This window comes from Curtobacterium sp. NPDC089185 (assembly GCF_040685235.1).
Taxonomy (GTDB): domain Bacteria; phylum Actinomycetota; class Actinomycetes; order Actinomycetales; family Microbacteriaceae; genus Curtobacterium; species Curtobacterium citri.
In genome coordinates, this window is record NZ_JBFBHK010000001.1 from 113,038 (window position 1) to 140,017 (window position 26,980).

A 26,980-nucleotide genomic window follows, 5' to 3' on the forward strand; every position below is an offset into this window, starting at 1 on the left:
CGCGCGGGCGGCTCTCGACGGTGACCGGGCGTCGGACGGGAGGCACGGGTCGACGCCGCCGCGTGCCTCCCGTCCGGCGCGGTGCACGCCCGACGGGACGCGGCGGTGCGGTGCGATGCGGGGCGGTGCGGTGCGGTCAGGCCTGCGGCGCGGACCGCGGGCGGAGCGTGCCGTCCGACGGCACGACCGGCGACGCCTCGGCGAGCGCCGCCCGCGTCGCCGTCAGCAGGTGCTGCGCGGTCTCGATCCCGTTCGCCGAACCGGTCGTCGCCTGTCCGCCCGCGTGCGCGAGGAGCTGCGCGCCGATCGCCGGACCGATGCGGTCCGCTTCGCCGGGGTTCCGCGCGACCCAGTCGCGCGCCACGGCATCGGCGAGGCGCTCCGCGGCCGCACCGCGCTCGGCGTCGCCGCGCGACCGGTGCCAGAGTCCCGTGACGACGAGGTGCGCCACCACGGCGCCGATGTCGCGGACCGGGAAGCCCCACCCGGCGGTGTCGATGTCGAGCAGGCCCGAGATGCGCCACGGCTCGTCCTCGTCGACGAAGACCTGCTCGAGGTGCAGGTCCCCGTGCACGACCTGCTTCGTCGCGCTCCCCCAGCCGACCGAGCGGCGGCCGATCGCGTCGTAGAGCGCGTCGATCTCGGCGGCGTCCTGCGGCAGCGCGGTGACCAGCGTGCGACGGTGCCAGTCGGCGTGGTCCATCGCGTCGGCGCGTGCCTGCTGCGTCATCGGCACGGTCGCGATCCGCCCGGTGAGCGCCGCGAGCGAGGCGACGAAGCGCGGGTCGTCGGCGATCTCGGTGATGCGGCTGCCGGCCGGCACCCCGCGGATCCGCTCGAGCACGAGCAGGCCGTCCCCGCGGCTCGACAGCACCCGCGGCACCGGCAGCCCGGCGGCGGTGAACTGCTCGTGGGACTCGACGATCGGAGCGACCCGGTGCGGTCGCACGATCTTGAGGAAGAGGGTGCGCTCCGGGGCGTCGACGCGGACGACCGCCCGCTTGCCCGGGCGGTAGGCCGCGACGGAGAGCACCGGGTCGGTGACGGGCATGCCGAGGCCGGCCAGGAGCTCGGCCACGGCGTCACGGTAGGTGACCTGCGGCAGCACGGGCAGGCCGGGGTCGTTCGGGTACGCCCACACGGACACGGGCTCGCCGGTCGCGGGATCGGTGACGATGGCGCTGTTCTGGTCGTGGGCGCCGCCGGTGTCGACGTAGGTCAGGACGGTGGCGCGCTGGCCGGCCCGGTCCACCGTGTCGACCTCGTACCCGTAGAGGTAGCCGTTGCCCGACGGTTCGACGGAGTGCGCGCGTGCGGCGACCACCGAGGTCCCGGAGCCGGCGAAGGCCTGCGGGATGACGCGCTCATGGTTGGGCCACACGGGACCAGTCAACCGTGCGGACGTGCTTTCGTCGCCATCGTGCACGGCTCGGCGTGCGGCTCGTGGCTAGCGTGGTCGTCGTGAACCCGGTCGCGCGCCTCCGCAGTTCCAGCCGCACGCCGTTCCTGCAGGTCGTGAAGACCGCGGTGGCGGTGGTCGCGGCGGTGCTGCTCTGCCGGGTGCTCGTCGACGGACCGTTCCCGACCTTCGCCGCGATCGCGGCGCTGCTCGTCGTGCAACCGAGCATCAACCAGTCCTTCGTGAAGGGGTTGGAGCGGAGCGCCGGGGTGGTGCTCGGCGTCGTGCTGGCCACCGGGTTCCACCTGCTGTTCGGCGACGCTGTCTGGGTCGTGCTCGTCGTCATCGTGCTCGCGATCCTGCTCAGCTGGGCGCTCCGGCTCACCCCGACGTCGGCGACCCAGGTGGGCATCAGCGGCATGCTCGTGCTCACCGCGGGCGTTGTCACGCCGAACTACTCGGCCGACCGCATCCTCGAGACGGTGATCGGCGCGGTCGTCGCGCTCGTGGTCAACGCGGTCGTCGTGCCGCCCGTGCTCCTCGAACCGGCACACCTGGCGGTCGCCCGACTCGCCCGCGACACCGCGGCCGCGTTCGAACGGATCGCGATCGGGCTCACCGAGGGGTGGGACGCCGACCGGTGGCACGAGGCACTCCTGCAGGCCCGTGCGCTCCGGCAGCAGCACGCCCGCGCCGAGGCCTCCCTCACGGCCGCCGGCGAGTCGCTGACGATGAACCCGCGGGGCGGTCGGCACCGGACGATCCTCGAGCGGGACGTCGCCGTCGCCGAACACCTGCGGGTCCTCGTGACGCGGGTGACCGGCATGACGCGCGCCGTCCGCGACAACACGGCGCCGGACCTGCGCTCGGACCCCGTCGTCGGCAGCATCGCGACCGAGGTCGCCCGGATCGGAGCGGACGTCCGGGCGCTGAGCGCACGCGTCGAGGCGACGCGGTTGCACCACGCGGAGCACGACGGCTTCGTGGGCGCGGAGCGGGACGACACGGACGCGGTGGAGCCGGCGCTCACGGCGCCGCTCGCGGTCGTCCGCCCGAACTCGCGGCACTGGGTGCTCATCGGGGCGCTGCTCGAGGACATCCGACGCGTGCGCGAGGAGCTGCTCGGCGAGGACGACTGACGGCGGCAGGACGCTCCGCTGGGTCGCCTGGTCGCTGCGTCGCTGCTGCGTCGCTGCGTCGCTGCGTCGCTGCGTCGCTGCGTCGCTGCGGTCAGCGGACCAGGGTGACGGGCTCCGGACGTCCGACCGCCCGGGCTGCCTCGACCGCCGTGTGCACGATGTCCTCCCACAGCCCGGTCGCGGCCCCTGCAGGCCCGACACCGTCCGGAACGTGACCGGCCACGGCACGGATGGTCGCGACGACGTGCTCCGCTCCGGCCTCGTGCGCGGCCCGGCTCGCCAGGTCCGGCACCGCGGTGCGGAGCTCGGCGACGACACGCTCGCGCCGCGGGGCGTCGAGCTCGTCGAGGACGACGATGCCGACGCGCGCGGCGTCGAGCTCGGCCAGCAGGCGTTCGACGGCCGGGTGGTGCTGCGCTGGCGTGTCGGCGTGGTCTGATCGGTCGTGCACGGTTCCCCCCACGGACACCGCGTCGGGTACGCCGTGTCCGGTCCGGAGCCTAGCAACGAGTACCGCTCGGTATCACTCCCCACTCCACGGGACGCACCGTCCTGCCCCCGGCCGGGTGACACCGGCACGGCAGCCCCGTCGTCCGGGCGCCGCTCGGCAGCCCGGTGCCCGCGGGGTCACTGAGACGAGATTCAGCGACTTCGGAGGTCCGACGGCCCCGAACCGCCCGTTCCCTGCCACGATGGGGTCCGAGGAGGTCGATCATGCGCCTGTTGGTGGTCGAGGACGACGACGAGATGCGTGCGCTCATGGAGCGGGGACTCGCAGCAGAGGGGTACCGCGTCACCGCGGTCGAGAACGGGGTCGAGGCGCTCATCGCCCTCGGCGAGCAGGCCTTCGATCTCGCGGTCGTCGACGTCATGATGCCCGGCATGTCCGGCTTCGAGCTCGCGCGACGCATCCGCGAGCGCGAGGACCCGGTCCGCATCCTGCTCGTGACCGCGCGCGACGCCGTGGACGACCGCGTGTTCGGCCTCGACGCCGGCGCCGACGACTACCTGACGAAGCCCTTCGCCTTCGCCGAGCTCACCGCCCGGCTCCGGGCCCTCGGTCGCCGTGAGTCGACCGCCGGCCAGCGCACGATCGAGGTCGGCGACGTCGCGATCGACTCCGAGGCCCGCCGCATCTCCATCAAGGGGCAGCGCGTCGCCGTGAGCCCGACCGAGTTCGCGCTCCTGCGGCTCCTCGCCCGCTCCGTCGGCTCCGTCGTCGACCGCCCGAAGATCCTCGAGGAGGTCTGGGACGGCTCGCAGCACGTCGACCCGAACGTCGTCGAGCAGTACATCTCGTACCTCCGCAAGAAGCTGACGTCGCACGAGGCGACCGTCGCCATCTCGACCGTGCGGGGTCGCGGGTACCGCCTCGACCTGCTCGGGGCGTGACCGACACGGCGCCGACCCCCGGGAGTCCCGGACCCCGACACGGGCTGCCCCGTCCGCTGCGGAACCTGTCGCTCCGCTCGCGGATCACGATCGGTTCGACCGCGATCGCGGCGGTCGTCATCGTCCTGCTCGTGCTCGTCATGCGCTTCCAGGTCGTCAGCGTCGTCGCGAGCGCCACGAGGACGCTCCTCGACGCCGACGTCGACCCGTACGTGGCGACGCTCGAGGTGGACAGCGATCCCGACCTGTCCGCACCCGGCAACGCCCAGCTCGTCGCCGTCGTCGCCCCGTCGGGACAGATCCGCCTGTCGACGATGCCGCCCCGGGTCGAGCGCGCCCTCGGCAGCCTGACCAGCACCCAGGCCGGTGCCTCGGTCATCGACGTGTCCGGCTCCGAGTACCGCGTGGTCATCGAGCACCCGGTCAACCAGGCCGGCCGCTGGACGGTCGTCGCCGCCCGCAACTCCCAGGCCGAGGCGATCGTCGTCGACGACCTCACCACCACCCTGTCGCTCACCGGACTCGCGATCCTCATCGCCTTCGGTGTCGCCTCGTGGATCCTCGCCACTGCCGCCTTGCGCCCGGTGAACCGGATGCGCCGCGAGGCCGAGCGGCTCTCGGTCGCCCCCGAGCGAGCCGAGCTCCCGGTCGGTCCGGCCCAGGACGAGCTCGCCTCGCTCGCCACCACGCTGAACGCCTTCCTCGCCCGGACGCGGCAGGCCACCGAGCGCGAACGACAGATGGTGTCGGACGCCAGCCACGAGCTCCGCACCCCGCTCGCCATCCTCACCACGCAGCTCGACCTCGCGTCACTCGACGGCGACGACGCCGCGGCGCTCGCGGCCCACATCGACCGCGCCAAGCGCAGTGTGGCCCGGCTGTCCCGACTCGCGAACGACCTGCTGACGCTCTCCAGGATCGAGGACTCGGAGCGACGCGAACAGGACGGCGGACCGCAGCCGACGACCACGTGGAGCGACCTCGGTGACGAGGTCATGGCCGCCGTCGACCGCGTGCGGCTCATCGCGTCGGCGAAGGACATCACGGTGGACTTCGACCTCGAGCCGCCCGGACCCACGAGCCCGGCCGGTTCGTCCGAGCCGCACGGTGCACCGGTCGCGGCCCCGCGCTCGGACGCGTCGTCGGACCGATCCGACGGCGCGGTCCCCGGTGGCGACGGGACGGACGCGGGCGAGCCGCGCTTCCGGTTGGACACCGGCGGCATGGCGCAGCTCGTGACGAACACCGCGAGCAACGCGGTCGCGGCACTCCCCCGCGGGGGTGGCGTGTTCGTGTCCTGGCGCGTCGAGGGGGCCGAGGGCGTCCTGCAGGTCACCGACGACGGCCCCGGGGTGCCGGAGTCGTTCATCCCGGTCGCCTTCGACCGGTTCACGCGCCCCGACGAGGCGCGGACGTCACGCCGCGACCCGGACCCGGCGACGGGCGGGGTCCCGCTGCCGGGCGGCTCCGGCCTCGGGCTCGCGATCGTGCGCGCCATCGCGGAACGGTCGGGAGGCACGGCCTCCCTCCGCAACGTGCGTTCCGGTGGGCTCGAGGTCACCGTCCGGGTACCCGTGGTGCCTCCGCAGACCACCGCCTGACCGGCACCCGCGCACCGTCAGCCGTCGGCACCGCCACCGCCGCCCGCGGCGGTCACTGGAAGTCCCGCGACCGCGTCCGCACCCCCAGCGGCAGGTGCTCGATCTGGTCGGCCACCAGGTTCACCACACCGTCGGGCGACCGCTCGAGGATCCCCCGGACCACCACCGCCGGCGACTCCCGCGCCACCCGTCGGTACCGTCCCCACACGCCGACGCTGCAGATGACGTTCACCAACCCGGTCTCGTCCTCGACGTTGAGGAACGTGATCCCCGACGCCGTCGCCGGACGCTGCCGGTGGGTGACGATCCCGCCGACCTCGACGCGACGCCCGGTCTCGGCCGTGGCCGTGTCCAGCACGCTCAGCACCCCTCGGGCGTCCAGCCGCGGGCGGGCGTGTCGCACGGGGTGGTCGTCGGTCGACATGCCCGTCGACCACATGTCGGCGATGAGGACGTCCCCGCTCGTCATCTGCCCGAACAGCGGCGGCTGCACCGTCACCTGCGTGTCCGGCAGCTGGTCGGGACGCTCCGCCGCGGCCTGGGCGGCGGACCACATGCCGCTCCGCCGGTCGATCCCGAGTCCGGCGAACGCGTCCGCCGCCGCGAGGGCCTCGAGCTGCGCCGTCGTCAGGCGGACCCGCCGGGCGAGGTCGGACATGTCGGTGAACGGCCCGTGGGCCTCCCGCTCGGCGACGATCGCCTCGGCACTCCGGCGGCCGAGCGAGGCGACCTCGGCGAGTCCGAGGCGGACCGCGAAGGCCCCGTCGCGGCGGTGCTCGGCGGTGTCGTCCGGCCGCGAGCCGTCGAACGGCAGCACCGGGGGCTGTTCCTCGGCCAGGCACGCGTCGGCACCGTGGTGCACGGCTCCGTCGTGCTCGTCGAGCGGTTCGAGCGTCGCGTCGACACCCGAGCGCAGGACGTCCGGCCGGAGCACGCGCACGCCGTGCCGCCGGGCGTCGGCCACCAGCGTCTGCGGCGAGTAGAACCCCATCGGCTGCGCCCGGAGCAGCGCCGCCAGGAACGCCCCCGGGTAGTGCAGGCGCATCCACGCGCTCGCGTAGACGATGAGCGCGAAGCTGATCGAGTGGCTCTCCGCGAACCCGAAGTTCGCGAACGCCTGGATCTTCGCGTAGATCGCGTCCGCGTCCGCGCCGTGGATGTCGTTCGACGCCATCCCCGCGTAGAGCTTCTCGCGGAGCCGCTCGATCTTCTCGTGCCCCCGCTTCGACCCCATCGCGCGGCGGAGCAGGTCGGCGTCGTCGCCGGAGCACCCGCCGACCGCGATCGCCATCTGCATGAGCTGCTCCTGGAACAGCGGCACCCCCAGCGTCCGCTCGAGCACGGGCTCCAAGGAGGGGTGGATGTAGGTGATGGGCTCCTCGCCGGTCCGACGCCGGATGTACGGGTGCACGGCCCCGCCCTGGATCGGCCCGGGGCGCACCAGGGCGACCTCGATCACCAGGTCGTAGAACCGTCGGGGCAGCAGGCGCGGCAACGTCCCCATCTGCGCACGGGACTCGACCTGGAACACCCCGATCGTGTCCGCGCGGCACAGCTGGTCGTAGACGCCCTGCTCCTCCTTCGGGATGGAGTGCATGTCCCAGCGCTCCCCGCAGTGCTCGTCGGCCAGGTCGAACGAGTACTGCAGCGCCGCGAGCATCCCGAGCCCGAGCATGTCGAACTTCACGAGCCCCATGTACGCGCAGTCGTCCTTGTCCCACTGCAGCACGGTCCGGCCGTCCATCCGGGCGTGCTCGATCGGCACGACCTCACCCACCGGTCGGTCGGTGAGCACCATGCCGCCGGAGTGGATGCCGAGGTGCCGCGGGAACCCGAGCACCTGCTGCGCCATGTCGACCACCGTGTCCGGGATGTCGTGGTCCTGGCTCTCGGTGACCGACCCCCAGCGCTCGACCTGCTTCGACCAGGCGTCCTGCTGCCCCGGGCTGTGCCCGAGCGCCTTCGCCATGTCGCGCACGGCGCCCTTCGGCCGGTAGGTGATGACGTTCGCGACCTGGGCGGCGTTGAACCGTCCGTACTTCTCGTAGACGTACTGGATGACCTCCTCACGGCGGTCCGAGTCGAAGTCGACGTCGATGTCGGGCTCCTCGTCGCGCATCGCCGACAGGAACCGCTCGAACGGCAGTCCGTACCGGATCGAGTCGACCGCGGTGATCTCGAGCAGGTAGCAGACCGCCGAGTTCGCCGCCGACCCACGCCCCTGGCAGAGGATGCCGCGGTCGCGGGCGTACTGCACCATGTCCCGCACGATCAGGAAGTACCCCGGGAAGTCCTTGTCCGCGATGACGGAGAGCTCCCGCTCGATGCGCTCGCGCTTCTGCGGGTCGACGCCGTCCGCGCTGCCCGGGTAGAACCGCCGTGCCCCGCGCCAGGTGAGCTCGCGGAGCCACGACATCGTGGTGTGTCCCTCGGGGACCTCGACGTCGGGCAGCCCGGGCTTCGCGGTCCGCAGCCGGAAGCCGAGCTCGTCGGCCAGCTCGACGCTCGTCTCCACAGCCCCGGGCCACCGCGCGAACCGCCGGGCCATCTCGGCCCCCGACCGCAGGTGGGCGGTCGGCGCGGCCGGCAGCCAGCCGTCGATCTCGTCGAGGCTCCGCCGCGCCCGCACGGCTGCCAGCGCGGTCGCCACCGGGAACCGGTCGGGTGTCGCGTAGTGCACGTTCCCGGTCGCGACGACGGGCAGTCCGTGCTGTGCCGCGAGGGCTGCGAGCACGTCGTTCCGCGCGCTGTCGAGCGGCTCGCCCTGGTCGGTGAGCTCGACGACGACCCCGGCCGTGCCGAACCGGTCGAGCAGGGCCCGCAGGGCCTCGTCGGCGGCGGACTCGCCGCCCTGCTCGAGGGCCCGGCGCACGGTGCCCTTGCGGCAGCCCGTGAGCACCCGCCAGTGCCCGTCCGCCTGTGCTGCGAGCTCGTCGAGGTCGTACTGCGGCCGCCCCTTCTCGGCACCGGCGGCGAGGTGCGCCCGGGTGACCGCCGCCGCCAACCGGTGGTAGCCGTCCTGGCCGTCGGCGAGCAGCAGCAGGTGCGTGCCCTCGGGGTCGGGCACACCGTTCTGCGGTTCGGTCAGCCCGAGCGACAGCTCGGTGCCGTACACGGTGGCGACGGTCGGGTACGCCTCGGCGACCTCGGCCATCCGGGCGGCCCCGTAGAAGCCGTCGTGGTCGGTGAGCGCCAGGCCGTGCAGGTGCAGGCGCGCTGCCTCCTCGACCAGGTGCTCCGGACCGCTCGCACCGTCGAGGAAGCTGAAGGTCGAGTGCGCGTGCAGCTCGGCGTACGGCACGACCGGGACGTCGTCGTCGGACGCCGAGGGCGGCGGGACGTACCGGGAGCGCTTCCGCGACCAGGCCGGACTGTCCCCGCCGTCGCCGGCGTGCGCGCTGTCCGGACGCTTGTCGGACAGCGCTCGCTCGAACTCCGACCACGGGATCGGGGGGTTGCTGTAGCCCATCAGTGCTCCCTCACGTCGCGACCGCCTCGGCCCACCAGCGGTGGTCGGCGAGCACCAGGTACCAGGCACGGCCGTCACCGTCGACCAGCTGCAGCCGGTGCAGGCGCCGGCCGCCGGACTCCCACCAGCGCACGACGAGCGGCCACGGGCCCGCCCACGCGGTCACCGGGGCGAACCGTCCGCCGCGCTCCCCCTCGGCCCGGAAGCGCTCGGGCGCACCGGTCAGCGCACCGCGGTCGTCGACGTCCACGGTCTCACCGTCGGCGGCGACCACGTCCACCGGTCGGGGCCGCTCGAGCACGGTGGCGGGCGGCGGTCCGGGGAGCCGGCCGGGCCACGGTCGGTCCCGGACGGTCGCCAGCGCACGCTCGCCGCCCACGGGGGCGTCGCCCCACGGGACGAGCACGACGCGTTCGGCCAGGGTGCGCCCGCCGCCGATCCGCGGGGTGACCACGCCCTCGTGCCCGACGAGTCCCTGCACACGGGCGAGGGCGTGGTGCACCCGTTCGTCGGGTCCGGTGCCCCAGAGCCCGCGCTCGTGGTTCGCCGCGTCGTCGACCGCGACCGGTTCGAGCACGACCTGGACGACGGGTGCCTCGAGCCCCGTGGGGTCCACCCCGCCGGCGAGCTGCCACCGGACCCGGTCGACCACGTCGGCGGCGTCGAACCACCGCGGGTGCACCCAGGTCCGTTCGAGCAGCAGGTCGCGCTCGTCGACGATGCCGACCCGGATGGTGGTGGCGACGAGACCCGCCGATCGCAGCCGGGCGGCGAAGTCGTCCGCCGACCGCCGGAAGGCGAACGCCACCTGGTCGGCGCGGTCGAGCGGCGGTTCGAAGGACGCCTCGACCTGGAGCTCCGGCGGGACCGCACGCGACGTGACCTCGCGCGGGTCACGGCCGCCCGCGAGCCGGTGCAGGAACGCCCCGGCGACGCCGAACCGGTCACGCACCTGCTCGTCGCCGAGCGCGGCGAAGTCGCCGAGGGTGCCGAGGCCCAGCCGCCCGAGCACCGTCGCCAGGTCGGGGTCGCCGAGCACGCCGAGCGGCAGGTCTGCCAGGAACGGCGCCGACCCGCCGACCGGCACGATCCGCACCCGCTCGCCCGGGCGCACGGGACGGGCACGCGCCGCCTGCTCCGCCGCGAACGGCGTGTCCGCCACCCCGGCCCGCACCCCGGGGGCGCCGTGGTCGGCGGCGATGCCGGCGAGGGTCGCCGCAGCCGCACGCTCGCCGCCGTAGTACCGGGCCGGCCCCCGGGAGCGCAGGGCGACCGTGCCGGGCCGCAGGACCTCGACCCCGGGGACGGCTTCCTCGATCGCCCGGATGACCGGTTCGAACGCCCGGTGGTCGAGGGCGTCGTCGTAGGGCTCCACCACGAGCTCGGGACAGCGCGCCTGGGCCTCCCGCACGCGGAGCCCGCGCACCACGCCCTGCTGCCGGGCGCTGGCCGAGCTGGCGAACACCGTCCCCTTCGCCACCAGGGCGAACGGGTGGTCCGGTGGCGAGCCCGCCGCACGGGCCGCCGCGATCACGGGCCAGTCCGGGCACCAGAGCACGATCGTGCGGGTGGGCGGCGGCTCCGGCAGTGCTCCACCGCGCGCCAGCGCATCGGCCCGCACGGACACGGCACCGGGCACGGCGGCGCTCGACCGTGCCGCCACCCGCGGCGCGGTCGCCCGCGAGCGCCCGCGGGGACTCACGACGCCACCGCGACGGGACGCAGCACGGGCGACGACGACCCGGCAGCACCGGCAGCACCGACAGATCCGGCAGCCCCGACCGCACCGACGACCGCGGGACGAACCGCGCCGTCGGCCGCCGGCAGGAGCAGGTCGGCGCTGACCGGCCGTCCCGCTCCCGCCCGCCCCGAGGCCGTCACGGTCGCCCGGCGCTCCGCCAGGTGCCCGTGGCCGTCCCCGATCCCGCTCCACACCGACTCCGTCACCCGCAGCGTGACGTCGGCACCGGGCCAGGACCCCAGCGCGACGAGCGCCCCGCCGCGCTGCCGCAGCCGAGCGGCGAGCCGCGAGACGTCGCCGGGCACCACGCGGCCGAGCGGTCGGGTGAGGACGATCTGCGCGACGTCGGCGAGTGCGGCCGTCACGGTGAGCCACTGGTCCCCGGGGTCGGGCACGAGCACGAGCCGTTCGAGGTCGATCCCCATCGCGGCGGCGGCCTCGACCCCGAAGGACGGCACGCCGACGACGGCGCACCAGGCACCCTCGGCCGACGCGGCCTGGAGCATGGTCATCGCGAGGAGCACCGACTCCTGCACCGCGTAGGACCCGCCGACGCGGATCGCACCGCCGGGCAGCAGGGACTGCAGCGCCGCGGCGGTGGGCAGCCCCTGGACGTCGACGCGGGTTGCCTCCATCTCGGACACCCTGGAGCGCAACGCGGTGATGCGCTCGAGCGCCGCCCGCGCGTCACCGAGGTGGTCCACGCGCCGGGTCGGCCGCGCGGAGGCCGGCGACACCGCGCCCGCCCGGGCAGGACCGGTCCGCCCGGACGTCCCCTCGGACCCGGGCGACAGGAGTGCCGCCGCCGACTGCATGCCCTCATATTCGAACATGTGTTCGATGATGTCAACCGGGTCCGACATCCGTGGACAACCTGGTCGAACACGCGTTCGACACGCCCGGCGTCACCAGGACAGGGTGGCTCCCAGCGCCCCGAGGACCGACCGGGTCTTCGTCTCGACCTCGTCGGCCTCGTCCGCCGCCGTCGAGGACCACGTCACCGCACCACCGGCGCCGAACGACCGCGACCGCTCGACGCCCCGACCGTCGAGGACCGTGACCAGTGTGCGGATGGCCACCGACAGGTCGACCGAGCCGTCCGCCGAGAAGTACCCGATGACCCCGGAGTACACGCCCCGCGGAGCACCCTCGAGCCGGTCCGCGATCGCCGTCGCGCTGCGCTTCGGCGCGCCGGTCATCGACCCCGGCGGGAACGCCGCGTGCACGACCGCCGCCCGCGAGACCCCCTCCGGCAGCACCGCCGACACCGTCGACACGAGCTGGTGCACGCTCGCGTAGGTCTCGACGGCGCAGAGCCGCTCGACGTGCACCGACCCGGGCACCGCCGTCCGGAGCAGGTCGTTCCGCAGCAGGTCGACGATCATGACGTTCTCGGCCCGGTCCTTCGCGCTCGTCGCCAGTCCGGCCCGGACGACCGCGTCGCGCGCCGGGTCCGGGTCACGCCGCCGGGTCCCCTTGATGGGCTCCGCGACCACCGTGCCCGCCGCGTCGACGCGCAGGAAGCGCTCCGGCGACCGGCTCGCCACCCGCAGGGGGCCGAGCCGCAGGTACGCACCGAACGGCACGGGGTCCGCCCGTCGCACCCGCAGGTACTCGTCCAGGTGGGGGTCCGTGCCGGGGCCGACCCGCGCCTCCCGTCCGACCGTCCCCACCGCGAAGGCGGTGGTGAGACACACCTGGAACGCGTTCCCCTCGCGGATCTCGGTGCGGCAGTCCTCCACGGCCGCCTCGTAGGCGGCGCGCGTCACGCGCCCGGTGGCGACGGCCGGGAGGCCCGTGGTCGCGTCCGGCGCGGCGCCCCGCGTCCGCGACCCGTGCGGGTCCTCGAGCCACGCCCGGTTCGCCGCACCGGCCGTCGGCTCGTCCTCGCCCACCAGGGCGAGCGCCCAGGCGCGCCCGTCGGCGTGCACGACCACCGCGCGGTCGACGAACCGCAGGTCCGCGTCGGCGTGCCCGTCGGCGGTGCGGTCCGGACCGTCCGACTCCCGGCCGAGCTCGTACCCGAGGAACCCGACCCACCCGAGCGCGAAGCCGCAGCCGGGCACGGGCGCGTCGAGCACCGGCGTGCGCTCGAGCAGGTCGCCGAGCACGGCGAACGCCCGGCGGTCCTCCGTGCGGGACGCCCCGAACCACAGCTCGGCGGCGGGTGGGACATCGAGGACGGCCCGGCGGTCCTCGTGCCGGAACCGCGTCGAGAAGGGACCGTCCGTCAGCGCGAGGACCGACCAGGCGGCCCGCTCGTGGGCGGTGTCGGGGGCGCCGTCGGGCAGACCGGAGTCGAGCCAGACGACGTCAGCGGTCGTCGCCGCCGCGAGCGCGCCGAGGTCCGGCGTCCGGTCGAGCCGTCGCGCGACGACCCGCGCTCGGCTCAGACCGCGGCGATCGTCCACGACGCGGCGTGTGCGGCACCGGGGGCGAGCACGACGAGGCCGGACCCGGACCCGGCGTTGAAGGCGTCCGGCGCGCAGGTCATCGGCTCGACCGCGAGCCCGACACGGTGGTACTCGGGGACGACGTGGTCGGCGGTGTGCACCTGCGCCCAGCCGCACTCCGGACCGAAGGACACCCGGACGCCGTGCCCGTCCGCCGCGGTGAGCACGATGGTGGCGGTCCCCGCGGCGTCGCGGTCGAACCCGGTGAAGGCGTGGTCGATGAACCGGTCGCCGATCGGGGTCGCGGTGCGGAGGTCGAACGCGTCGTGCACGGGCGCGAGACCGGTCGGCACCAGGCGGTCCTCGGTGACCTCGAGCACCTCGGACGCGGGCAGGGTCAGCGTCCAGTCGTCGACCCGGCCGGCACCGGCCACGAGGTACGGGTGCGGCCCGGTCCCCCACGGTGCCGCGTCGGCGCCCGTGTTCGTGCCGGTGATCGTCGTGTGCAGGCCGTCGGCGTCGAGGCGGTACTCGACGAGCACCTCGACGCGGAACGGGTAGCCCTCCTGCGCCGGCACCGTGGTGGCGAGGACGGCACGGTCGGGCTCGTGCGCGACGACGCGGAAGTCGGTCCACGCGACGAGGCCGTGCAGGGCGTGCTGGCGCTTCGGCTCGGTCAGGGCGAGCTCGTGCTCCCGGCCGTCGAACGTGTAGCGACCGTCGACGACCCGGTTCGGCCACGGCGCGAGCACGGCACCGCGGAAGGCCGGGCGGACCTCGTCGGCGGCGAACGGCACGACCAGGTCACGCCCCTCGACGCGGAGGGTCCGGAGCGAGGCCCCCACCGAAGCGATCTCGGCGGTGTACCCGCCGGCGGTGATCGTCAGGGCGGATCCGGACAGGGGCGCGTCGTTGCTCATGCGGATCAGCGTAGTGGCGGGCGGGAGCCGCGCCGGACCGCGGAGGCCGGCGCCCGGGAACGACGAAACCCCGCCGCATCGCGACGGGGTTCCTGCGTGTTCCGTTGTGGGTGGATCTGAGGGGACTCGAACCCCTGACCCCCTGCATGCCATGCAGGTGCGCTACCAGCTGCGCCACAGACCCGTGATGGTACTGCCGTTCGTCTTGCCGTTCTTCCGTGCCACCGTTCCCGGAGGCACCATGGAAGCGTACACCACGCGGACCCCGGGTGACGAAATCGTCGCCGCCACCCGGGCGCGTCGCACCTACGCGGTGTGGTCGACCGGCAGTTCGAGCGGGATCGTCGGGCAGTCCGACCAGAGCCGCTCGAGCGAGTAGTACTGGCGGTCCTCCTCGTGGAAGACGTGCACGACGATCTCCCCGAAGTCGATGAGGACCCAGCGACCCTCGGTCCGTCCTTCGCGACGGAGGGGCTTCGCGCCGGCCGCGATGAGCCGGTCCTCGACCTCGTCCGCGATGGCGAGCACGTTGCGCTCGTTCCGACCGGTCGCGAGCAGGAACACGTCGGTGAGCTGCAGCGGGGCGGTCACGTCGAGGGCGACGAGGTCTTCGGCCTGCTTCGCGTCGGCCGCCTGGGCGGCGATCTGCACGAGTTCCAGTGCACGTGGGGAGGCGGTCACGGAGTCCTTCCGGTCGACGGACCCGCCGTGTGCGGCTCCGTGTGGTGGGTCCCGATCATAGGCCACCCCGCCGACAGCGGCCAGGCCGGTGCGGCGGGGTGGACGAGGACCCGAGGTGGTGTCGGGGGCGGTCAGCCGCCGAAGTGGGTGGTCAGCAGCGCGACGATGATGACGCCAGCCGCGGCGAGGCCGACGGCACCGACGGTGACGCCGAGGATCACCGGGGTGCGGGACTCCTTCGGCTTCGCCGCCGCGAGGACGACCTGTCGCGTGGAGGTGTGGCTCGACACCGCACGGCTCGCCCGCACGGGGCTGGCGTCCGTCTCGGGCTGCTCGTCGTGCTGCTCGAGCAACCGGTCGACCTCGGCACCGTCGATCGGTCGGTGCGACCCGGTCGACGACAGCGAGGCGGGCAGGTCGATCGACCCGGTCAGGATGACCTCGCCGGTCGCGTTCAACGCGCCCGTCGGGTCCGCGAGGGCCGAGTCGGGCAGCACGATCGAGTTCGTGTCCTGCACCGCCAGGCGGCGGACCCCGGTCGCGTCGTGCACGTCGTCACCGTCCTGGGCCTGCTGCGACCAGTGACCGGCGGGCGGCTCGAAGGCCGTGGTGACGGGCTTGGGCTCGGTCGGCCGCTGGAACGCGGCGGGCAGACGGGGAGCCTCCGGCACGTCGCGACCGTTCCGGTCGTCGTCGCGGTCGTCGGTCGCGGGCGTGGGCCGCTGGACCGGTACCTCGTTCGTGTCGTCGTCGAGCGACAGCGGGAAGACCACGGGCGTCGAGGAGGACGGCACAGCGGTCGTCGGCATCGCAGCGACCGACCCGGTACCGGCGTCCTGCACGTCGTCGTCCTGGGCGTCGTGGTCCTGAGCGTCGTGGCCCTGGGCGTCGTGGTCCTGCGCGTCGTGGTCCTGGGCGTCGTCGTCCTCCGGCGGCGCCCACGTCGAGCGGTGCCGGCGCGGTTCCTCGGCGTGTGCGGCGGCCTCGCTCAGGGGCTCGACGGCGTCGGGCGAGCCGTCGGCCTCGGTGGCCTGCGCCACGGTCGCGGCGTCGAGCTGCTCGGGCTCGGCGGACGACTCCTGCGCGGGGTCGTCGTGCGCGCCGCCGTGCAGGTCGTCGACGGATCCGATGACGTCCTGCACGGTGCGGTCGGAGGAGTGCGGCGTCGGCGCACGCAGGGGCACGGGCTGGACCGCCTGCCCCTCGGCCTCGCGCATCAGTCGGAGCTGTCGGCGGGTGAGACCCCCGGTCCCCGGCACGATCTCGGTCGCGGAGGCGGGTGCCGGCGTGAGCGGGAACACGCCCGCGGACGGAGCGGTGCCCGCGGAACGCGGCCCGCTCTCGCTGCCCGGGCGGACGGCGGACTGCGCCGGTCCGCTCGGCGACGGCGCGACGTGCGAGCCGGGGCGACGCGGCCCGTCGGCCTCGCCGGTGGTGGGGGCGGCGACGGTGGGCGGCGGCGTGACCGGCTGCCCGCCGGCTGCGGCGGCACGCTCCCGCTCGCGCGCCTCGCGCCGCGACAGTGGCGGCTGCGCGTCGGACGAACTCATGCAACGCTCCGATACAGGTGGTGCTTGGAGATGTACTGGACGACCCCGTCCGGGACCAGGTACCAGACCGGGTGGCCACGCCTGACCCGGTCGCGGCAATCGGTCGAGGATATCGCCAGTGCGGGGACTTCGAGCACGCTCACGTCACGCTCGGGGAGACCGGTGATGCTCAGGTCGTGCCCCGGCCGCGTGACCGCGACGAAGTGCGCGAGGTCCCACAGCTCATCGTGGTCCTTCCAGTCGAGGATCTGCTGAACGGCGTCAGCGCCCGAGATGAAGACGAGCTGGGCGTCCGGTCGCTGGTCGTGGAGGTCCCGCAGGGTGTCGATCGTGTAGGTCGGACCGGGCCGGTCGATGTCGACGCGGCTGACGGTGAACATCGGGTTCGACGCCGTCGCGATCACCGTCATGAGGTAGCGGTGCTCGGCGTCGGTGACGTCGGACTTCATGTACGGCTGGCCGGTCGGGACGAACACGACCTCGTCCAGGTCGAAGGCGCGGGCGACCTCCGATGCCGCCACGAGGTGCCCGTGGTGGATCGGGTCGAACGTGCCACCCATCACGCCGATGCGGGGGCGCCCCGTGCTCTCGAGCATCGAGCGGCTGGTCAGAGCTTGGTGTGACCGAACTCGTCGACACCCGTCTCGTGGTGGCGGGTGGCCTCGAACTTGTGCGAGTGGCGGTAGGCGACGTCGCGGAAGCTCCAGGTCACGAACCCGAGGAAGATGAAGAAGAGCGCGCCGCACATCGGGAAGACGAACGCGGGGACCGAGGAGGCGTGCTCTGCGGCTTCAGCGAGGAAGGTCATCGGTCCGGTGCTCCGTTCGATCGGGTGGGAAGTCGCCGCCCAGTCTAGCCGCGGATCTGACCCTGCCCGCGCACGATCCACTTGGTGCTCGTCAGTTCCGGCAGCCCCATGGGGCCGCGGGCGTGCAGCTTCTGCGTGGAGATGCCGACCTCGGCACCGAAGCCGAACTCCCCGCCGTCGGTGAAGCGGGTCGAGGCGTTGGCCATCACCACGGCCGAGTCGACCTCGGCGAGGAACCGCTCGGCCGTGACGAGGTCGTCCGTGACGATCGACTCGGTGTGGTGCGTCGACCACCGCGCGATGTGGGCCATCGCCGCGTCGACGTCGGGCACGACGCGGATCGAGAGGTCGAGGTCCATGGACTCCGTCGCCCAGTCGGCCTCGGTCGCCCGCAGCACGCCCGGCACGATCGTCCGGGTGGCGTCGTCCCCACGCAGGGTGACGCCCGCGGCGCGCAGCCGGTCGGCCAGCTCGGGCAGCAGCCGCTCGGCGGCACCCTCGTGCACGAGCAGGGTCTCGAGCGCGTTGCAGACGCTCGGCCGCTGCACCTTGCTGTTGAGCACGATGTCGACCGAGCGCGCCAGCGGTGCCGAGGCGTCGAGGAACACGTGCACGACGCCGGCGCCGGTCTCGATCACGGGCACCTGCGACTCGGTCACCACCGTCTGGATGAGCGAGGCGCTCCCCCGGGGCACGAGCACGTCCACCAGGCCCCTGGCGCGCATGAGGTCCGTCGCGCCCTGTCGCCCGAACTCGTCGATCGTCTGCACGAGGTCCGCCGGCAGCCCGACCGAGGCGACCGCGGCGCGGATCCGCTCCACCAGCTCGGCGTTGGTGCGCTGCGCCGCCGACCCGCCGCGCAGCACGACGGCGTTGCCGCTCTTCAGTGCCAGGGCGGCGATGTCGACCGTGACGTTCGGGCGCGCCTCGTAGATGGCCCCGACCACCCCGAACGGCACGCGCACCTGGGTGAGCTGCAGGCCGTTCGGCAGCCGGGAGCCGCGGACGTGCTCCCCCACCGGGTCGGTGAGGCCGACGACGTGCTCCACCGCTGCCGCCAGGGCGTCGATCCGTCCCGCGTCGAGCCGCAGCCGATCGAGGAGTCCGGAGGACGTGCCGCGCTCCTCGCCCGCCACGAGGTCGTCGTGGTTCGCGGTGACGATCGCGTCGGTGCCGTCCCGGAGGGCCGCCGCCACGGCCCGGAGTGCCCGGTCCTTGACCGCGGTCGTGGCCGTCGCCAGTGCGGTCGACGCGGCACGGGCGGCGACGAGCTTGTCGGTGAGCGTGGGAGCGGTGACCGTCGGCGACATGGTCCGATGATAGGTCGCCGCCGGCATCGTGACGCCCGTCGTGACGGCGACGAGACGCCACCTTCAATGCGAGACGGTCCGGCGGCGCCGAGACGGGCCCGGATCCGGCGGCGTCTCGGCCACGTGGCGGTGTCTGGCCACACGCTGGACCGGCACCGCGCCTCCCGGCCGCTCGCCATTGCCTGCTGCGTCAGCCGCGCGGAGCCGCGTGGAACCAGGTGCCGACGTGCTCGCCGGTCAGCGCCCGGTCCACCAGCGCCGTCGCCGTCACGAGCACGGCGGTGCCGGCCTCGGCCGCGAGCCGTGCCGCGGCGACCTTGGTCCCCGCTCCCCCGGTGCCGACCCCGGCCTTCCCGGTGGACCCGAACGTGACCCCGGCGAGCTCGTCCCCGAACGGGACCTCGTCGATCGGCTCCGCGTCCGGGTGCTCGGGGGGTCGCGTGTACAGCGACTCGACGTCGGACAGGAGCACGAGCGCATCGGCGCCGAGCAGCCGGGCGACGAGCGCCGCGAGTCGGTCGTTGTCGCCGAAGCGGATCTCGTCCGTGGCGACCGTGTCGTTCTCGTTGACGATCGGCAGCACCCGCAGCGCGAGCAAGCGGTCCACGGCGCGCTGGGCGTTCACCCGGTGCGTCGGGTTCTGCAGGTCGCCGGCGGTGAGCAGGACCTGCGCCGCGACGACCCCGTGCCGGTCGAGTTCCTTCTGGTAGCGGAACATGAGCACGTTCTGGCCCGTGGCCGCCGCCGCCTGCTGCGTCGCGAGGTCGTCCGGCCGTCCCTCGAGTCCGAGGAACGGGAAGCCCGTGGCGATCGCTCCGGAGGACACCAGGACCACCTCGGTCCCCCGGGCGTGCGCGGCGGCGATCGCGTCGACGAGCGCCGCGATCTGCCCGGTGTTCTCCCCGCTGACCGACGACGACCCGACCTTGACCACGAGCCGACGTGCACGCGGGACGTCCTGCCGCCGGGTGACGGGTCCGAGGTCGGTGCGCGCGCTCGTGTCGGTCATGCCGGGATCAGTCCTCGTCGTCGTCGGCCCACAGGCCGGAGATGCGCTCCTGCTCGAGTTCGGCGCGTGCGGCCGCCTTGGCGTCCATGCGCTCGAAGTAGTCCTCGCGGCGCTCGTTGCGGGTGGGTCGCGAGGACCCGCCGACCCGGGCGTCGGTGCCGCGGGCACTCGTGATGAGCTCCGCGGTCGAGGTGAGCGTGGGCTCCCAGTCGAACACCATGCCGCCGTCGCCGCCGATCACGACGGTGGAGCCGGCGACGGCACCGGCCTTGAACAGGCCGTCCTCGACGCCGAGCTTCGCGAGCCGGTCGGCCAGGTAGCCGATCGCCTCCTCGTTCGTGAAGTCGGTCTGCACGACCCAGCGCTCCGGCTTGGCGCCACGGACCCGGTAGAAGCGGTGCTCCTCGCCGCCCTCGGCGCGCACGGTGAAGGGCTTCTCGTCGACCGCCTTCGGCCGGAGCACGATGCGCTCCTGCTCCGGTGCCGCGGGACGCTCGGCGCGGGCGCGCTCGACGACCTCGGCCATGGCGAAGGTCAGCTCGCGCAGGCCCTGCCGGGAGGCCGTCGAGATCGGGAAGACGCGGTAGCCGCGCTCCTCGAGCTCGGCGGTGACGAACTCGGCGAGCTCGGCGGCCTCGGGCACGTCGACCTTGTTGAGCGCGACGAGCTGGGGACGCTCGAGCAGCGGCGTCTGTCCCTCGGGCACCGGGTAGCGCTCGAGCTCGCCGAGGATGACGTCGAGGTCGCTGAGGGGGTCGCGACCCGGGTCCATCGTCGCGCAGTCGATGACGTGCAGGAGCGCCTCGCAGCGCTCGACGTGGCGGAGGAACTCGAGGCCGAGGCCCTTGCCCTCCGAGGCACCCTCGATGAGCCCGGGGACGTCGGCGACGGTGAAGCGGACGTCACCGGACTCGACGACGCCGAGGTTCGGGGTCAGGGTGGTGAACGGGTAGTCGGCGATCTTCGGCTTCGCGGCGGAGACCGCGGCGATGAGCGAGGACTTGCCGGCGCTCGGGAAGCCGACGAGCGCGACGTCGGCGATGGTCTTCAGCTCGAGGCTGACGTCACCGGTCCACCCGGGCGTGCCGAGCAGCGCGAACCCGGGGGCCTTGCGCTTCGTGGTCGCGAGCGCCGCGTTGCCGAGGCCACCCTGGCCACCGGGGGCCACGACGACCCGCATGCCCGGCTCGGTCATGTCGGCGAGGACCTCGCCGCCCTCGTCGTGCACGACGGTGCCGATCGGCACGGGTAGCTCGAGGGTCTCACCGCTCACGCCGCTGCGGTGGTCGCCCATGCCGGGCTGACCGTTGCGCGACGAACGGTGCGGCGAGCGGTGGTAGCCGAGCAGGGTCGTCACCTGCGGGTCGGCGACGAGCACGATGTCGCCACCGTCGCCGCCGTTGCCGCCGTCCGGGCCGGCGAGGGGCTTGAACTTCTCACGGCGGACCGACACGCAGCCGTTGCCGCCGTTCCCCGCGGTGAGGTGCAGGGTCACGCGGTCGACGAAGGTCGCCATGGGTCCACTCCTAGGTGTTGCAGCGGGGCCACGAGGTGTCGCAGCGGTGCCGCCGGGTGTTGCACGAAAGAACGGGAGGGGCGGGCACGTGGCCCGCCCCTCCCGCAGAGTCTGTCGTCGCTGGTGTTACGCGTTGACGATGTTGACGACCTTGCGGCCGCCCTTGGTGCCGAACTCGACCGAACCGGCCGAGAGGGCGAACAGCGTGTCGTCGCCACCACGGCCGACGTTGGCGCCCGGGTGGAAGTGGGTGCCACGCTGGCGGAGGATGATCTCGCCGGCGTTGACGACCTCGCCACCGAAGCGCTTCACGCCGAGGCGCTGTGCGTTCGAGTCACGACCGTTGCGAGTGGAGCTCGCACCCTTCTTGTGTGCCATCTTCTACTCCCGCCTTACGCGATCGAGGTGATCTTGACGCGGGTCAGCTCAGCGCGGAAACCCTGACGCTTCTTGTACCCGGTCTTGTTCTTGAACTTCTGGATGACGACCTTCGGACCGCGGAGGTCCTCGAGCACCTGGGCGGTGACGGTCACGTTCGCGAGCTCGGAGGCCGCCGACGTGATCTTGTCACCGTCCACGAGGAGCACCGGGGCGAGGTCGATGTTGCCCTTGTCGTCGGCCTTGGCTCGGTCGAGCGTGATGATCGTCCCGACCTCGACCTTTTCCTGACGGCCGCCGGCGCGCACTACTGCGTAAACCACGTGGAATTCCTTACGTACTCTGCTTGAGGGAAGTCTCGGGTGCCCACTTCTGCACGAGCGGCTCCCGGAGCCCGGGCCCGATCGGCGACGCAGGCAGAACGGCCCGCTGACACCAGGGATCGAGTTTACTCGATGTCCCCGGCTCCGGTCAAACGGCGACACACGTAGCATTGCCGCGTGACCGTGCTGATCGACCCGCCGACGTGGCCCGCCCACGACACCGTCTGGTCGCACCTCGTCAGTGACCGATCCTACGACGAGCTGCACGCCTTCGCCGCACGCGCCGGGATCCCCCGCCGGGCGTTCGACCACGACCACTACGACGTCCCCCTCGCGCGCTACGACGAACTGGTCGCCGCGGGTGCCACGGCCGTCACCGGGCGTGAGCTGGTGCTCCGCCTCATCGCGAGCGGACTGCGGGTGGCGCAGCGGGACAAGCGCGCGCACTGAGGTCGCGCCCCGACGCTGAGTCCAGACGGCGCCGGACGGGAGGCACGCCCCGCTCCGGCGGGACGGGTCCGGTCAGCGGCTCGGCGGCATCCAGCGGTCGTCCGGTCCCGGGACCGGCTGCTGTCCGCCCACGTTGGGCTGCCCCGGCTGCTGGCCACCCACGGGCGGCACGGACGGCCCCGGGTCCCGCGGCAGCGGCGGACCCGGTACGGGCTGCACGGTCGACGGCGGGACCGCGTCGGCCGGGCGCACGGTCCCGGGGCGGCCAGCACCGGACTGCTGTCCCGCGCGCTGTCCGCGGGGACGGCCGAGCCACAGCCACGCCGCGGTGGACGTCGCGAGGAGCATGAGGGTGAAGGGGACGCCGTTCTGCAGCGGGGCGGTGACGACGTCGATGACGAGCCGGGCTCCCGAGCCGGTGCGGGCGGCCGCCCACGACCCGGTGAACACCCCGACGAGGGCGAGCGCGACCGTCCCGGCGGCACCGGCGAGGACAGCGCGGAGGAGCACCGTCGGCAGCGGGCTGCGGCGGGCGATCGGCGTGAGGAAGGCCAGCGCCGTGAACGCCCCGGCGTAGAAGGGGAACGGCGAGGCGAAGACGCCGGAGACGAAGCTGCCGAGCAGGGTCGCACCGGTGCCGTAGGTCGAGAACGGGTGCACCACCAGGGACGTCCCGAGCAGTCCGAGGACCCCGGAGACGAACTCGACGAGCACGACGGACACGACGGCGATGAGCGCGCCCGTCGTGTTGGCGACCGAGGCACCCGGTGCGAAGGCACGACGCGGGTCCGCGCTGCTGCGCCCCGACCGTCCCCGCGGCCGGAGCCCGGGCGCCTGCTGCTCGCCGGGCTGCTGCCCGTACGGCTGGTGCGGGACCTGCTGCCCGGCGGGCTGCTGCGGGACCTGCTGCCCCGCCCAGGCGTTCCCGGCGGAGGGCCCCGGCCCGGGCGGTGCGGGCTGCGACCAGCCCGCACCGTAGAACCCGCGGTCCGGCTGCCGTCCGCGCGGGTCGCCCGGGTCGGTCACCTCAGTTCCCCACGATCACGGCGCCGTCGTCCTGCACGTCGTCACCGGACGACGCGGGCGCGCTGATGCTCGGGGACGACACCCGCCGGGACCGCGAACGGCCCTGACCGGGCTGCTTCGGCTCCGGGAGCGCCTGCAGCACCGAGTCGAGCAGCGACTCGGCGTCGTCGCGGACCGGCCGCGGCTCGCGCTTCGTGACCGCGACGGGGATGTCGAGGATCGCGACCGTGTTCTCCGTCGGGGTGACCGGAGCGCTCGAACTCACGCGACGTCGGGCCGGCGCGGCGCTCTTCGTCGGCGCGCCGGTCGGCTCGCCGGCAGTGGTCGCCTCGGCGACCGCGGGGACGTCCGCACGGGCGGCGGGCTCGGGCGCAGCGGTCGGCTCCACAGCGGTCGGCTCCACAGCGGTCTTCTCCACAGCGGCCGAGGGCAGCTCGTCGTTCGACGACGACGCCTGCTCCGCACCCGGGGCACCGGCGCCGCGGCCACCACGGCGACGACGACGCTTCGAGCCGGACGGCTGCTCGCCACCCTGGCCGTCGGCGGCGGGGGTCGACGCGTCCTGCTCGGTCCCCTGCTCCGGCGCGGACACCGGCGAGACCGTCGACGCGGCGGGAGCCTGGCCACCGTTCGGAGCCGCGACACCGGTCACACCGGCGGCGGCCTCGTCGTGGGGCAGCGTCGAGGCCGCGATGCGGGACAGCGCGTTCTTGACGTCCTCGGTGATCTGGTGCGCCTGGGACGACTGGCCGTTCGACCCGTGCGAGCCGTTGCCCGACGCGCCGTTGCCGTTGCCGTTGCCGCCGTTCGGGCCGCTGTTCCCGCGGGCCTTCCGCCGGCTCTTCGACGGCCCCGGGTCCGCGTTGTTGTCGTTGACCTTCGCGTTGACCTCGTCGAGGGACTCGCGGAGGCCGACACCGATCTTCTTGCGGGTCATCTGCACGAGACCGAGCGACGTGACCTCGGCGACCTGGTGCTTCGTCCGGTCGCGGCTCAGGCACTCGACGAGTCGACGGAGCACGAGGTCACGGTTCGACTCGAGCACCATGTCGATGAAGTCGACGACGATGATGCCGCCGATGTCCCGGAGCCGGAGCTGCCGGACGATCTCCTCGGCCGCCTCGAGGTTGTTCTTCGTGACGGTCTCCTCGAGGTTGCCGCCCGAGCCGACGAACTTGCCCGTGTTGACGTCGACGACCGTCATGGCCTCGGTGCGGTCGATCACGAGCGAGCCACCCGACGGCAGCCAGACCTTGCGGTCGAGCGCCTTCTCGATCTGCTCGTTGAGGCGGTACTCCTCGAAGGAGTCCGGGCCGTCGTAGATCTCGACGCGGTCCTTGAGGTCCGGCGCGACGGCGTCGAGGTACTCCTCGATCGTGCCGCGGGCGGCGTCGCCGTCGATGATGAGCTTCGTGAAGTCCTCGTTGAAGACGTCGCGGACGATCTTCACGAGCAGGTCGGGCTCCGAGTGGAGCATGACCGGTGCCTGGCCGTTCGCGACCTTCTTCTGGATCGCCTCCCACTGGCTGGTCAGGCGCTGCACGTCGCGGGTGAGCTGCTCCTCGGTCGCGCCCTCGGCCGCGGTGCGCACGATGACGCCCGCGTGCTCCGGCAGGACCTCCTTGAGGATCTTCTTCAGGCGAGCGCGCTCGGTGTCCGGCAGCTTGCGGGAGATGCCGTTCATCGAGCCGTTCGGCACGTACACCAGGTAGCGACCGGGCAGCGAGACCTGTGAGGTGAGGCGGGCACCCTTGTGGCCCACCGGGTCCTTCGTGACCTGCACGAGCACCTTGTCGCCGGGGCGGAGCGCGGCCTCGATGCGACGGCCGTGGTTGCCGGTGTCGACCGAGTTCCAGTCGACCTCGCCGGCGTAGAGCACCGCGTTGCGGCCGCGGCCGATGTCGACGAACGCCGCCTCCATCGAGGGCAGCACGTTCTGCACCTTGCCGAGGTAGACGTTGCCGATGAGCGAGACGTTGTGCGACTTCGTGACGTAGTGCTCGGCGAGCACGTTGTCCTCGAGCACGCCGATCTCGATCTTCGACGAGCTCGACCGCACGATCATCTGGCGGTCGACGCTCTCGCGGCGGGCGAGGAACTCGTCCTCGGTGATGACCGTGCGACGACGACCGGCGTCACGGCCGTCGCGGCGACGCTGCTTCTTCGCCTCGAGGCGCGTGGAGCCCTTGATGCGCTGCGGCTCGGTGATGAGCTCGGGCTCGCGACGACGCGGTTCCTGGTGGTCGCGCGGTTCGCGGACGCCCCGCTCCTGACGGTCGGCGCTGCTGCCACGGCGGCGCGAGCGACGACGGTTGCCGCCCTGCTCGTCGTCCTCGTCCTCGTCGTCGTGCTCGTCGCGGGCCGGGCGGACCGGGAGGTCCGGCAGGACCGGCGCGTGGAAGATCAGGCTGAGCGTGCTGGTCGCGCGCGGGACGAAGGGCTCGGCGGCCGACTCCTCCGGCTCGGCTGCCGACACGGGCTCGGCTGCCGACGCGGGCTCCGGACGGGAGGCAGGGGTCGCCTCCGTCACGGGCGTCACCGCGGCGGGGCTCGCGTCCTCGGACACCGGCGGCGTCCCGACGACCGGCTGGCTGCCGGTCACGGTCGACACGTCCTGCGGCTCGGTCGCGGCGACCGCGACCTGCTCGACCGCCACGGGCGTCGACGCCGGGACGGCGTCGGGCGCCGTCGGCGCGATCGACTCGTCGGCGACCGTCTCGGCGTCCGCGGTGGTCTCGTCGACGTCACCACGGGCCTCCAGGCCGGTGGACCGCGCACGGCGGTTGCCGAAGAGGCGTCCCCGGCGCTTCGGTGCGACTTCTTCGTTGTTCGTGTTGTCGGTGTTCTGCTCCACCATGGATCTGGTGCACTCCTCGGCCCCACTCGCGCCCTGTCGGACGGCGGGAATTCTGTGGTTGTCACGGGTGGCGTCGACGTCCCCGTGTTCGTTCCTTGCGACCGGTGCGCACCGCCCTGGGGTTGTGGTCCTCGGCCGTTCCGTGTCGGGCACCCGGCCCGTCCGGCTCGGCGTCCCAGGTGACGCGAGTCCCGGTCACGGCGCGCTCTCACCGCACCTGATCGTCCGGGCTGCGCCCGGAAAGCTCTCACGCCGCACGGATCGGCCGCGCGACTCCAGCCATTGTCGCACGACGTGCCAGGAAAGTACCGGAACGGGCATGCGATGATGACGGCGTGAGCACGAGCGCAACCTCGCCCCGCCGCCCCGTCGCCATGGCGGTCTTCCTCGTCGTGACCGGCGCGGTCGGCCTCTTCGCCGCGTTCAACCTGGTGATCGACGAGTTCGCGAAGTACGAGAACCCGTCGAAGGCGCTGTCCTGCGACGTCAGTCCGTTCGTGAACTGCTCGCAGGTGATGACGAGCTGGCAGGGGTCGCTCTTCGGCTTCCCGAACCCGCTCCTGGGCGTGATGGGCTTCGTCGCCCCGATCGCCGTGGGCGTCATGCTGCTCGCCGGCATGCGGAACGGACACCGGTGGTTCTGGGTCCTGTTCAACGCGGGCGTGTTCCTCGCCTGGGTCTTCGTGACCTGGCTCTTCACCCAGACCGTGTGGGTCATCGGCTACCTGTGCCCCTGGTGCCTGCTCGTCTGGAGCGTCACGATCCCGATGTTCTGGATCTTCACGACCTGGAACGCGGCGCAGGGACGCTTCGGCGCCGGGCTCCAGCGGTTCGGGCGTGCGCTGCTGCCCTACTCGTGGGCGCTCGTGCTGGCGAACTACGCCGTGATCGTGGTCAGCATCCTGATCGTCTTCCCCCGGGTCCTCACCACGCTCTGACGCCGGCAGGCGCTCCGCGCCGCGCGCGCTGCTGGCCGCGGGCGGCCACGTGCGCGCCCGTTCCTTCCCATGACAGGTGC

Annotated in this window: 23 protein-coding genes and 1 tRNA gene; 5 read left to right on the forward strand and 19 right to left on the reverse strand. The window is 73.5% G+C overall.

The window, feature by feature from the left end; genetic code table 11:
- Positions 1-136 precede the first annotated feature (136 nt).
- Complete coding sequence (locus tag AB0N84_RS00550) at positions 137-1,381, reverse strand: aminoglycoside phosphotransferase family protein (protein ID WP_069711479.1); 1,245 nt, start codon at positions 1,379-1,381, stop codon at positions 137-139.
- Positions 1,382-1,461: 80 nt separating this feature from the next.
- Between AB0N84_RS00550 and AB0N84_RS00555 the strand changes: the two genes are divergently transcribed.
- The gene (locus tag AB0N84_RS00555; RefSeq protein ID WP_182047212.1) at positions 1,462-2,538 is read left to right on the forward strand and encodes an aromatic acid exporter family protein; all 1,077 of its coding nucleotides are present in this window, start codon (positions 1,462-1,464) and stop codon (positions 2,536-2,538) included.
- 91 nt (positions 2,539-2,629) lie between these two features.
- On the opposite strand, the gene AB0N84_RS00560 is transcribed toward AB0N84_RS00555, so the two are convergent.
- A complete protein-coding gene (locus AB0N84_RS00560; RefSeq protein WP_363543058.1) occupies positions 2,630-2,989 on the reverse strand; it encodes a hypothetical protein in 360 nt (119 codons plus the stop codon).
- Positions 2,990-3,252: 263 nt separating this feature from the next.
- On the opposite strand from AB0N84_RS00560, the gene AB0N84_RS00565 reads away from it, so the two are divergent.
- Both AB0N84_RS00565 and AB0N84_RS00570 read left to right on the forward strand, forming a co-directional pair.
- On the forward strand, positions 3,253-3,930 hold the full coding sequence (locus tag AB0N84_RS00565; protein WP_069711481.1) for a response regulator transcription factor: 678 nt from the start codon (positions 3,253-3,255) through the stop codon (positions 3,928-3,930).
- Entirely contained in the window at positions 3,927-5,531 is a 1,605-nt protein-coding gene (locus AB0N84_RS00570; RefSeq protein ID WP_363543060.1) for a HAMP domain-containing sensor histidine kinase, read from the forward strand. The genes AB0N84_RS00565 and AB0N84_RS00570 overlap by 4 nt, the downstream gene beginning before the upstream one ends.
- Before the next feature lie 52 nt (positions 5,532-5,583).
- Here AB0N84_RS00570 and AB0N84_RS00575 read toward each other — a convergent pair whose 3' ends face one another.
- From AB0N84_RS00575 to rplU, 15 genes are all read right to left on the reverse strand, one after another.
- Positions 5,584-9,000: an error-prone DNA polymerase gene (locus AB0N84_RS00575; protein ID WP_363543062.1), complete on the reverse strand. Its 3,417-nt coding sequence runs from the start codon at positions 8,998-9,000 to the stop codon at positions 5,584-5,586.
- A 10-nt stretch (positions 9,001-9,010) separates the two neighbouring features.
- A complete protein-coding gene (locus AB0N84_RS00580; RefSeq protein ID WP_363543064.1) occupies positions 9,011-10,639 on the reverse strand; it encodes a DNA polymerase Y family protein in 1,629 nt (542 codons plus the stop codon).
- Positions 10,640-10,698: 59 nt separating this feature from the next.
- Positions 10,699-11,574: a hypothetical protein gene (locus AB0N84_RS00585; protein WP_182047216.1), complete on the reverse strand. Its 876-nt coding sequence runs from the start codon at positions 11,572-11,574 to the stop codon at positions 10,699-10,701.
- 72 nt (positions 11,575-11,646) lie between these two features.
- Entirely contained in the window at positions 11,647-13,152 is a 1,506-nt protein-coding gene (locus AB0N84_RS00590) for an anthranilate synthase component I family protein (protein WP_363543066.1), read from the reverse strand.
- On the reverse strand, positions 13,131-14,054 hold the full coding sequence (locus tag AB0N84_RS00595) for an aldose 1-epimerase family protein (RefSeq protein WP_363543068.1): 924 nt from the start codon (positions 14,052-14,054) through the stop codon (positions 13,131-13,133). Before AB0N84_RS00595 ends, AB0N84_RS00590 begins: the two co-directional genes overlap by 22 nt.
- A 111-nt stretch (positions 14,055-14,165) precedes the next feature.
- Positions 14,166-14,238 (reverse strand) — tRNA-Ala (locus tag AB0N84_RS00600).
- A 122-nt stretch (positions 14,239-14,360) separates the two neighbouring features.
- Positions 14,361-14,735, reverse strand: coding sequence for a ribosome silencing factor (gene rsfS / locus AB0N84_RS00605; protein WP_069711486.1), 375 nt, complete (start codon positions 14,733-14,735; stop codon positions 14,361-14,363).
- Between the two features lie 131 nt (positions 14,736-14,866).
- Positions 14,867-16,285, reverse strand: a complete 1,419-nt coding sequence (locus AB0N84_RS00610) for a hypothetical protein (RefSeq protein WP_363543070.1) — start codon at positions 16,283-16,285, stop codon at positions 14,867-14,869.
- Positions 16,282-16,881, reverse strand: a complete 600-nt coding sequence (gene nadD, locus AB0N84_RS00615) for a nicotinate-nucleotide adenylyltransferase (RefSeq protein WP_083263708.1) — start codon at positions 16,879-16,881, stop codon at positions 16,282-16,284. Before nadD ends, AB0N84_RS00610 begins: the two co-directional genes overlap by 4 nt.
- 11 nt (positions 16,882-16,892) lie before the next feature.
- Positions 16,893-17,093 carry a hypothetical protein gene (locus AB0N84_RS00620; RefSeq protein WP_069711488.1) on the reverse strand — a complete coding sequence of 67 codons (201 nt, stop codon included), beginning with the start codon at positions 17,091-17,093 and terminating at the stop codon, positions 16,893-16,895.
- Positions 17,094-17,137: 44 nt separating this feature from the next.
- A complete protein-coding gene (locus AB0N84_RS00625) occupies positions 17,138-18,403 on the reverse strand; it encodes a glutamate-5-semialdehyde dehydrogenase (protein WP_289457622.1) in 1,266 nt (421 codons plus the stop codon).
- A 190-nt stretch (positions 18,404-18,593) separates the two neighbouring features.
- Complete coding sequence (gene proB, locus AB0N84_RS00630; RefSeq protein WP_289457623.1) at positions 18,594-19,412, reverse strand: glutamate 5-kinase; 819 nt, start codon at positions 19,410-19,412, stop codon at positions 18,594-18,596.
- Positions 19,413-19,419: 7 nt separating this feature from the next.
- A complete protein-coding gene (obgE, locus tag AB0N84_RS00635) occupies positions 19,420-20,928 on the reverse strand; it encodes a GTPase ObgE (RefSeq protein ID WP_069711490.1) in 1,509 nt (502 codons plus the stop codon).
- A gap of 126 nt (positions 20,929-21,054) precedes the next feature.
- Entirely contained in the window at positions 21,055-21,306 is a 252-nt protein-coding gene (rpmA, locus tag AB0N84_RS00640; protein ID WP_022905368.1) for a 50S ribosomal protein L27, read from the reverse strand.
- Between the two features lie 14 nt (positions 21,307-21,320).
- The gene (rplU, locus tag AB0N84_RS00645; RefSeq protein ID WP_069711491.1) at positions 21,321-21,629 is read right to left on the reverse strand and encodes a 50S ribosomal protein L21; all 309 of its coding nucleotides are present in this window, start codon (positions 21,627-21,629) and stop codon (positions 21,321-21,323) included.
- A 177-nt stretch (positions 21,630-21,806) separates the two neighbouring features.
- Here rplU and AB0N84_RS00650 point away from each other — a divergent pair, with 177 nt between their 5' ends.
- Complete coding sequence (locus AB0N84_RS00650; protein ID WP_069711492.1) at positions 21,807-22,079, forward strand: DUF4031 domain-containing protein; 273 nt, start codon at positions 21,807-21,809, stop codon at positions 22,077-22,079.
- 72 nt (positions 22,080-22,151) lie between these two features.
- Here the strand turns inward: AB0N84_RS00650 and AB0N84_RS00655 are convergent, their stop codons facing one another.
- Together AB0N84_RS00655 and AB0N84_RS00660 are read right to left on the reverse strand one after the other, a co-directional pair.
- Positions 22,152-23,105, reverse strand: coding sequence for a hypothetical protein (locus AB0N84_RS00655; protein ID WP_363543075.1), 954 nt, complete (start codon positions 23,103-23,105; stop codon positions 22,152-22,154).
- A 1-nt stretch (position 23,106) separates the two neighbouring features.
- Entirely contained in the window at positions 23,107-25,962 is a 2,856-nt protein-coding gene (locus AB0N84_RS00660) for an Rne/Rng family ribonuclease (protein WP_363543077.1), read from the reverse strand.
- Positions 25,963-26,297: 335 nt separating this feature from the next.
- On the opposite strand from AB0N84_RS00660, the gene AB0N84_RS00665 reads away from it, so the two are divergent.
- Positions 26,298-26,900, forward strand: coding sequence for a vitamin K epoxide reductase family protein (locus tag AB0N84_RS00665; RefSeq protein ID WP_289457627.1), 603 nt, complete (start codon positions 26,298-26,300; stop codon positions 26,898-26,900).
- Positions 26,901-26,980 lie beyond the last annotated feature (80 nt).

Bases quoted from the DNA above. Each gene is read 5' to 3' on its own strand.
- AB0N84_RS00565 (WP_069711481.1), top strand. From the start codon at position 3,253: ATGCGCCTGTTGGTGGTCGAGGACGACGACGAGATGCGTGCGCTCATG.
- AB0N84_RS00575 (WP_363543062.1), bottom strand. From the start codon at position 9,000: ATGGGCTACAGCAACCCCCCGATCCCGTGGTCGGAGTTCGAGCGAGCG.
- AB0N84_RS00585 (WP_182047216.1), bottom strand. From the start codon at position 11,574: ATGTTCGAATATGAGGGCATGCAGTCGGCGGCGGCACTCCTGTCGCCC.
- AB0N84_RS00595 (WP_363543068.1), bottom strand. From the start codon at position 14,054: ATGAGCAACGACGCGCCCCTGTCCGGATCCGCCCTGACGATCACCGCC.
- AB0N84_RS00610 (WP_363543070.1), bottom strand. From the start codon at position 16,285: ATGAGTTCGTCCGACGCGCAGCCGCCACTGTCGCGGCGCGAGGCGCGC.
- nadD (WP_083263708.1), bottom strand. From the start codon at position 16,881: ATGCTCGAGAGCACGGGGCGCCCCCGCATCGGCGTGATGGGTGGCACG.
- AB0N84_RS00620 (WP_069711488.1), bottom strand. From the start codon at position 17,093: ATGACCTTCCTCGCTGAAGCCGCAGAGCACGCCTCCTCGGTCCCCGCG.
- AB0N84_RS00625 (WP_289457622.1), bottom strand. From the start codon at position 18,403: ATGTCGCCGACGGTCACCGCTCCCACGCTCACCGACAAGCTCGTCGCC.
- proB (WP_289457623.1), bottom strand. From the start codon at position 19,412: ATGACCGACACGAGCGCGCGCACCGACCTCGGACCCGTCACCCGGCGG.
- obgE (WP_069711490.1), bottom strand. From the start codon at position 20,928: ATGGCGACCTTCGTCGACCGCGTGACCCTGCACCTCACCGCGGGGAAC.
- rpmA (WP_022905368.1), bottom strand. From the start codon at position 21,306: ATGGCACACAAGAAGGGTGCGAGCTCCACTCGCAACGGTCGTGACTCG.
- AB0N84_RS00660 (WP_363543077.1), bottom strand. From the start codon at position 25,962: ATGGTGGAGCAGAACACCGACAACACGAACAACGAAGAAGTCGCACCG.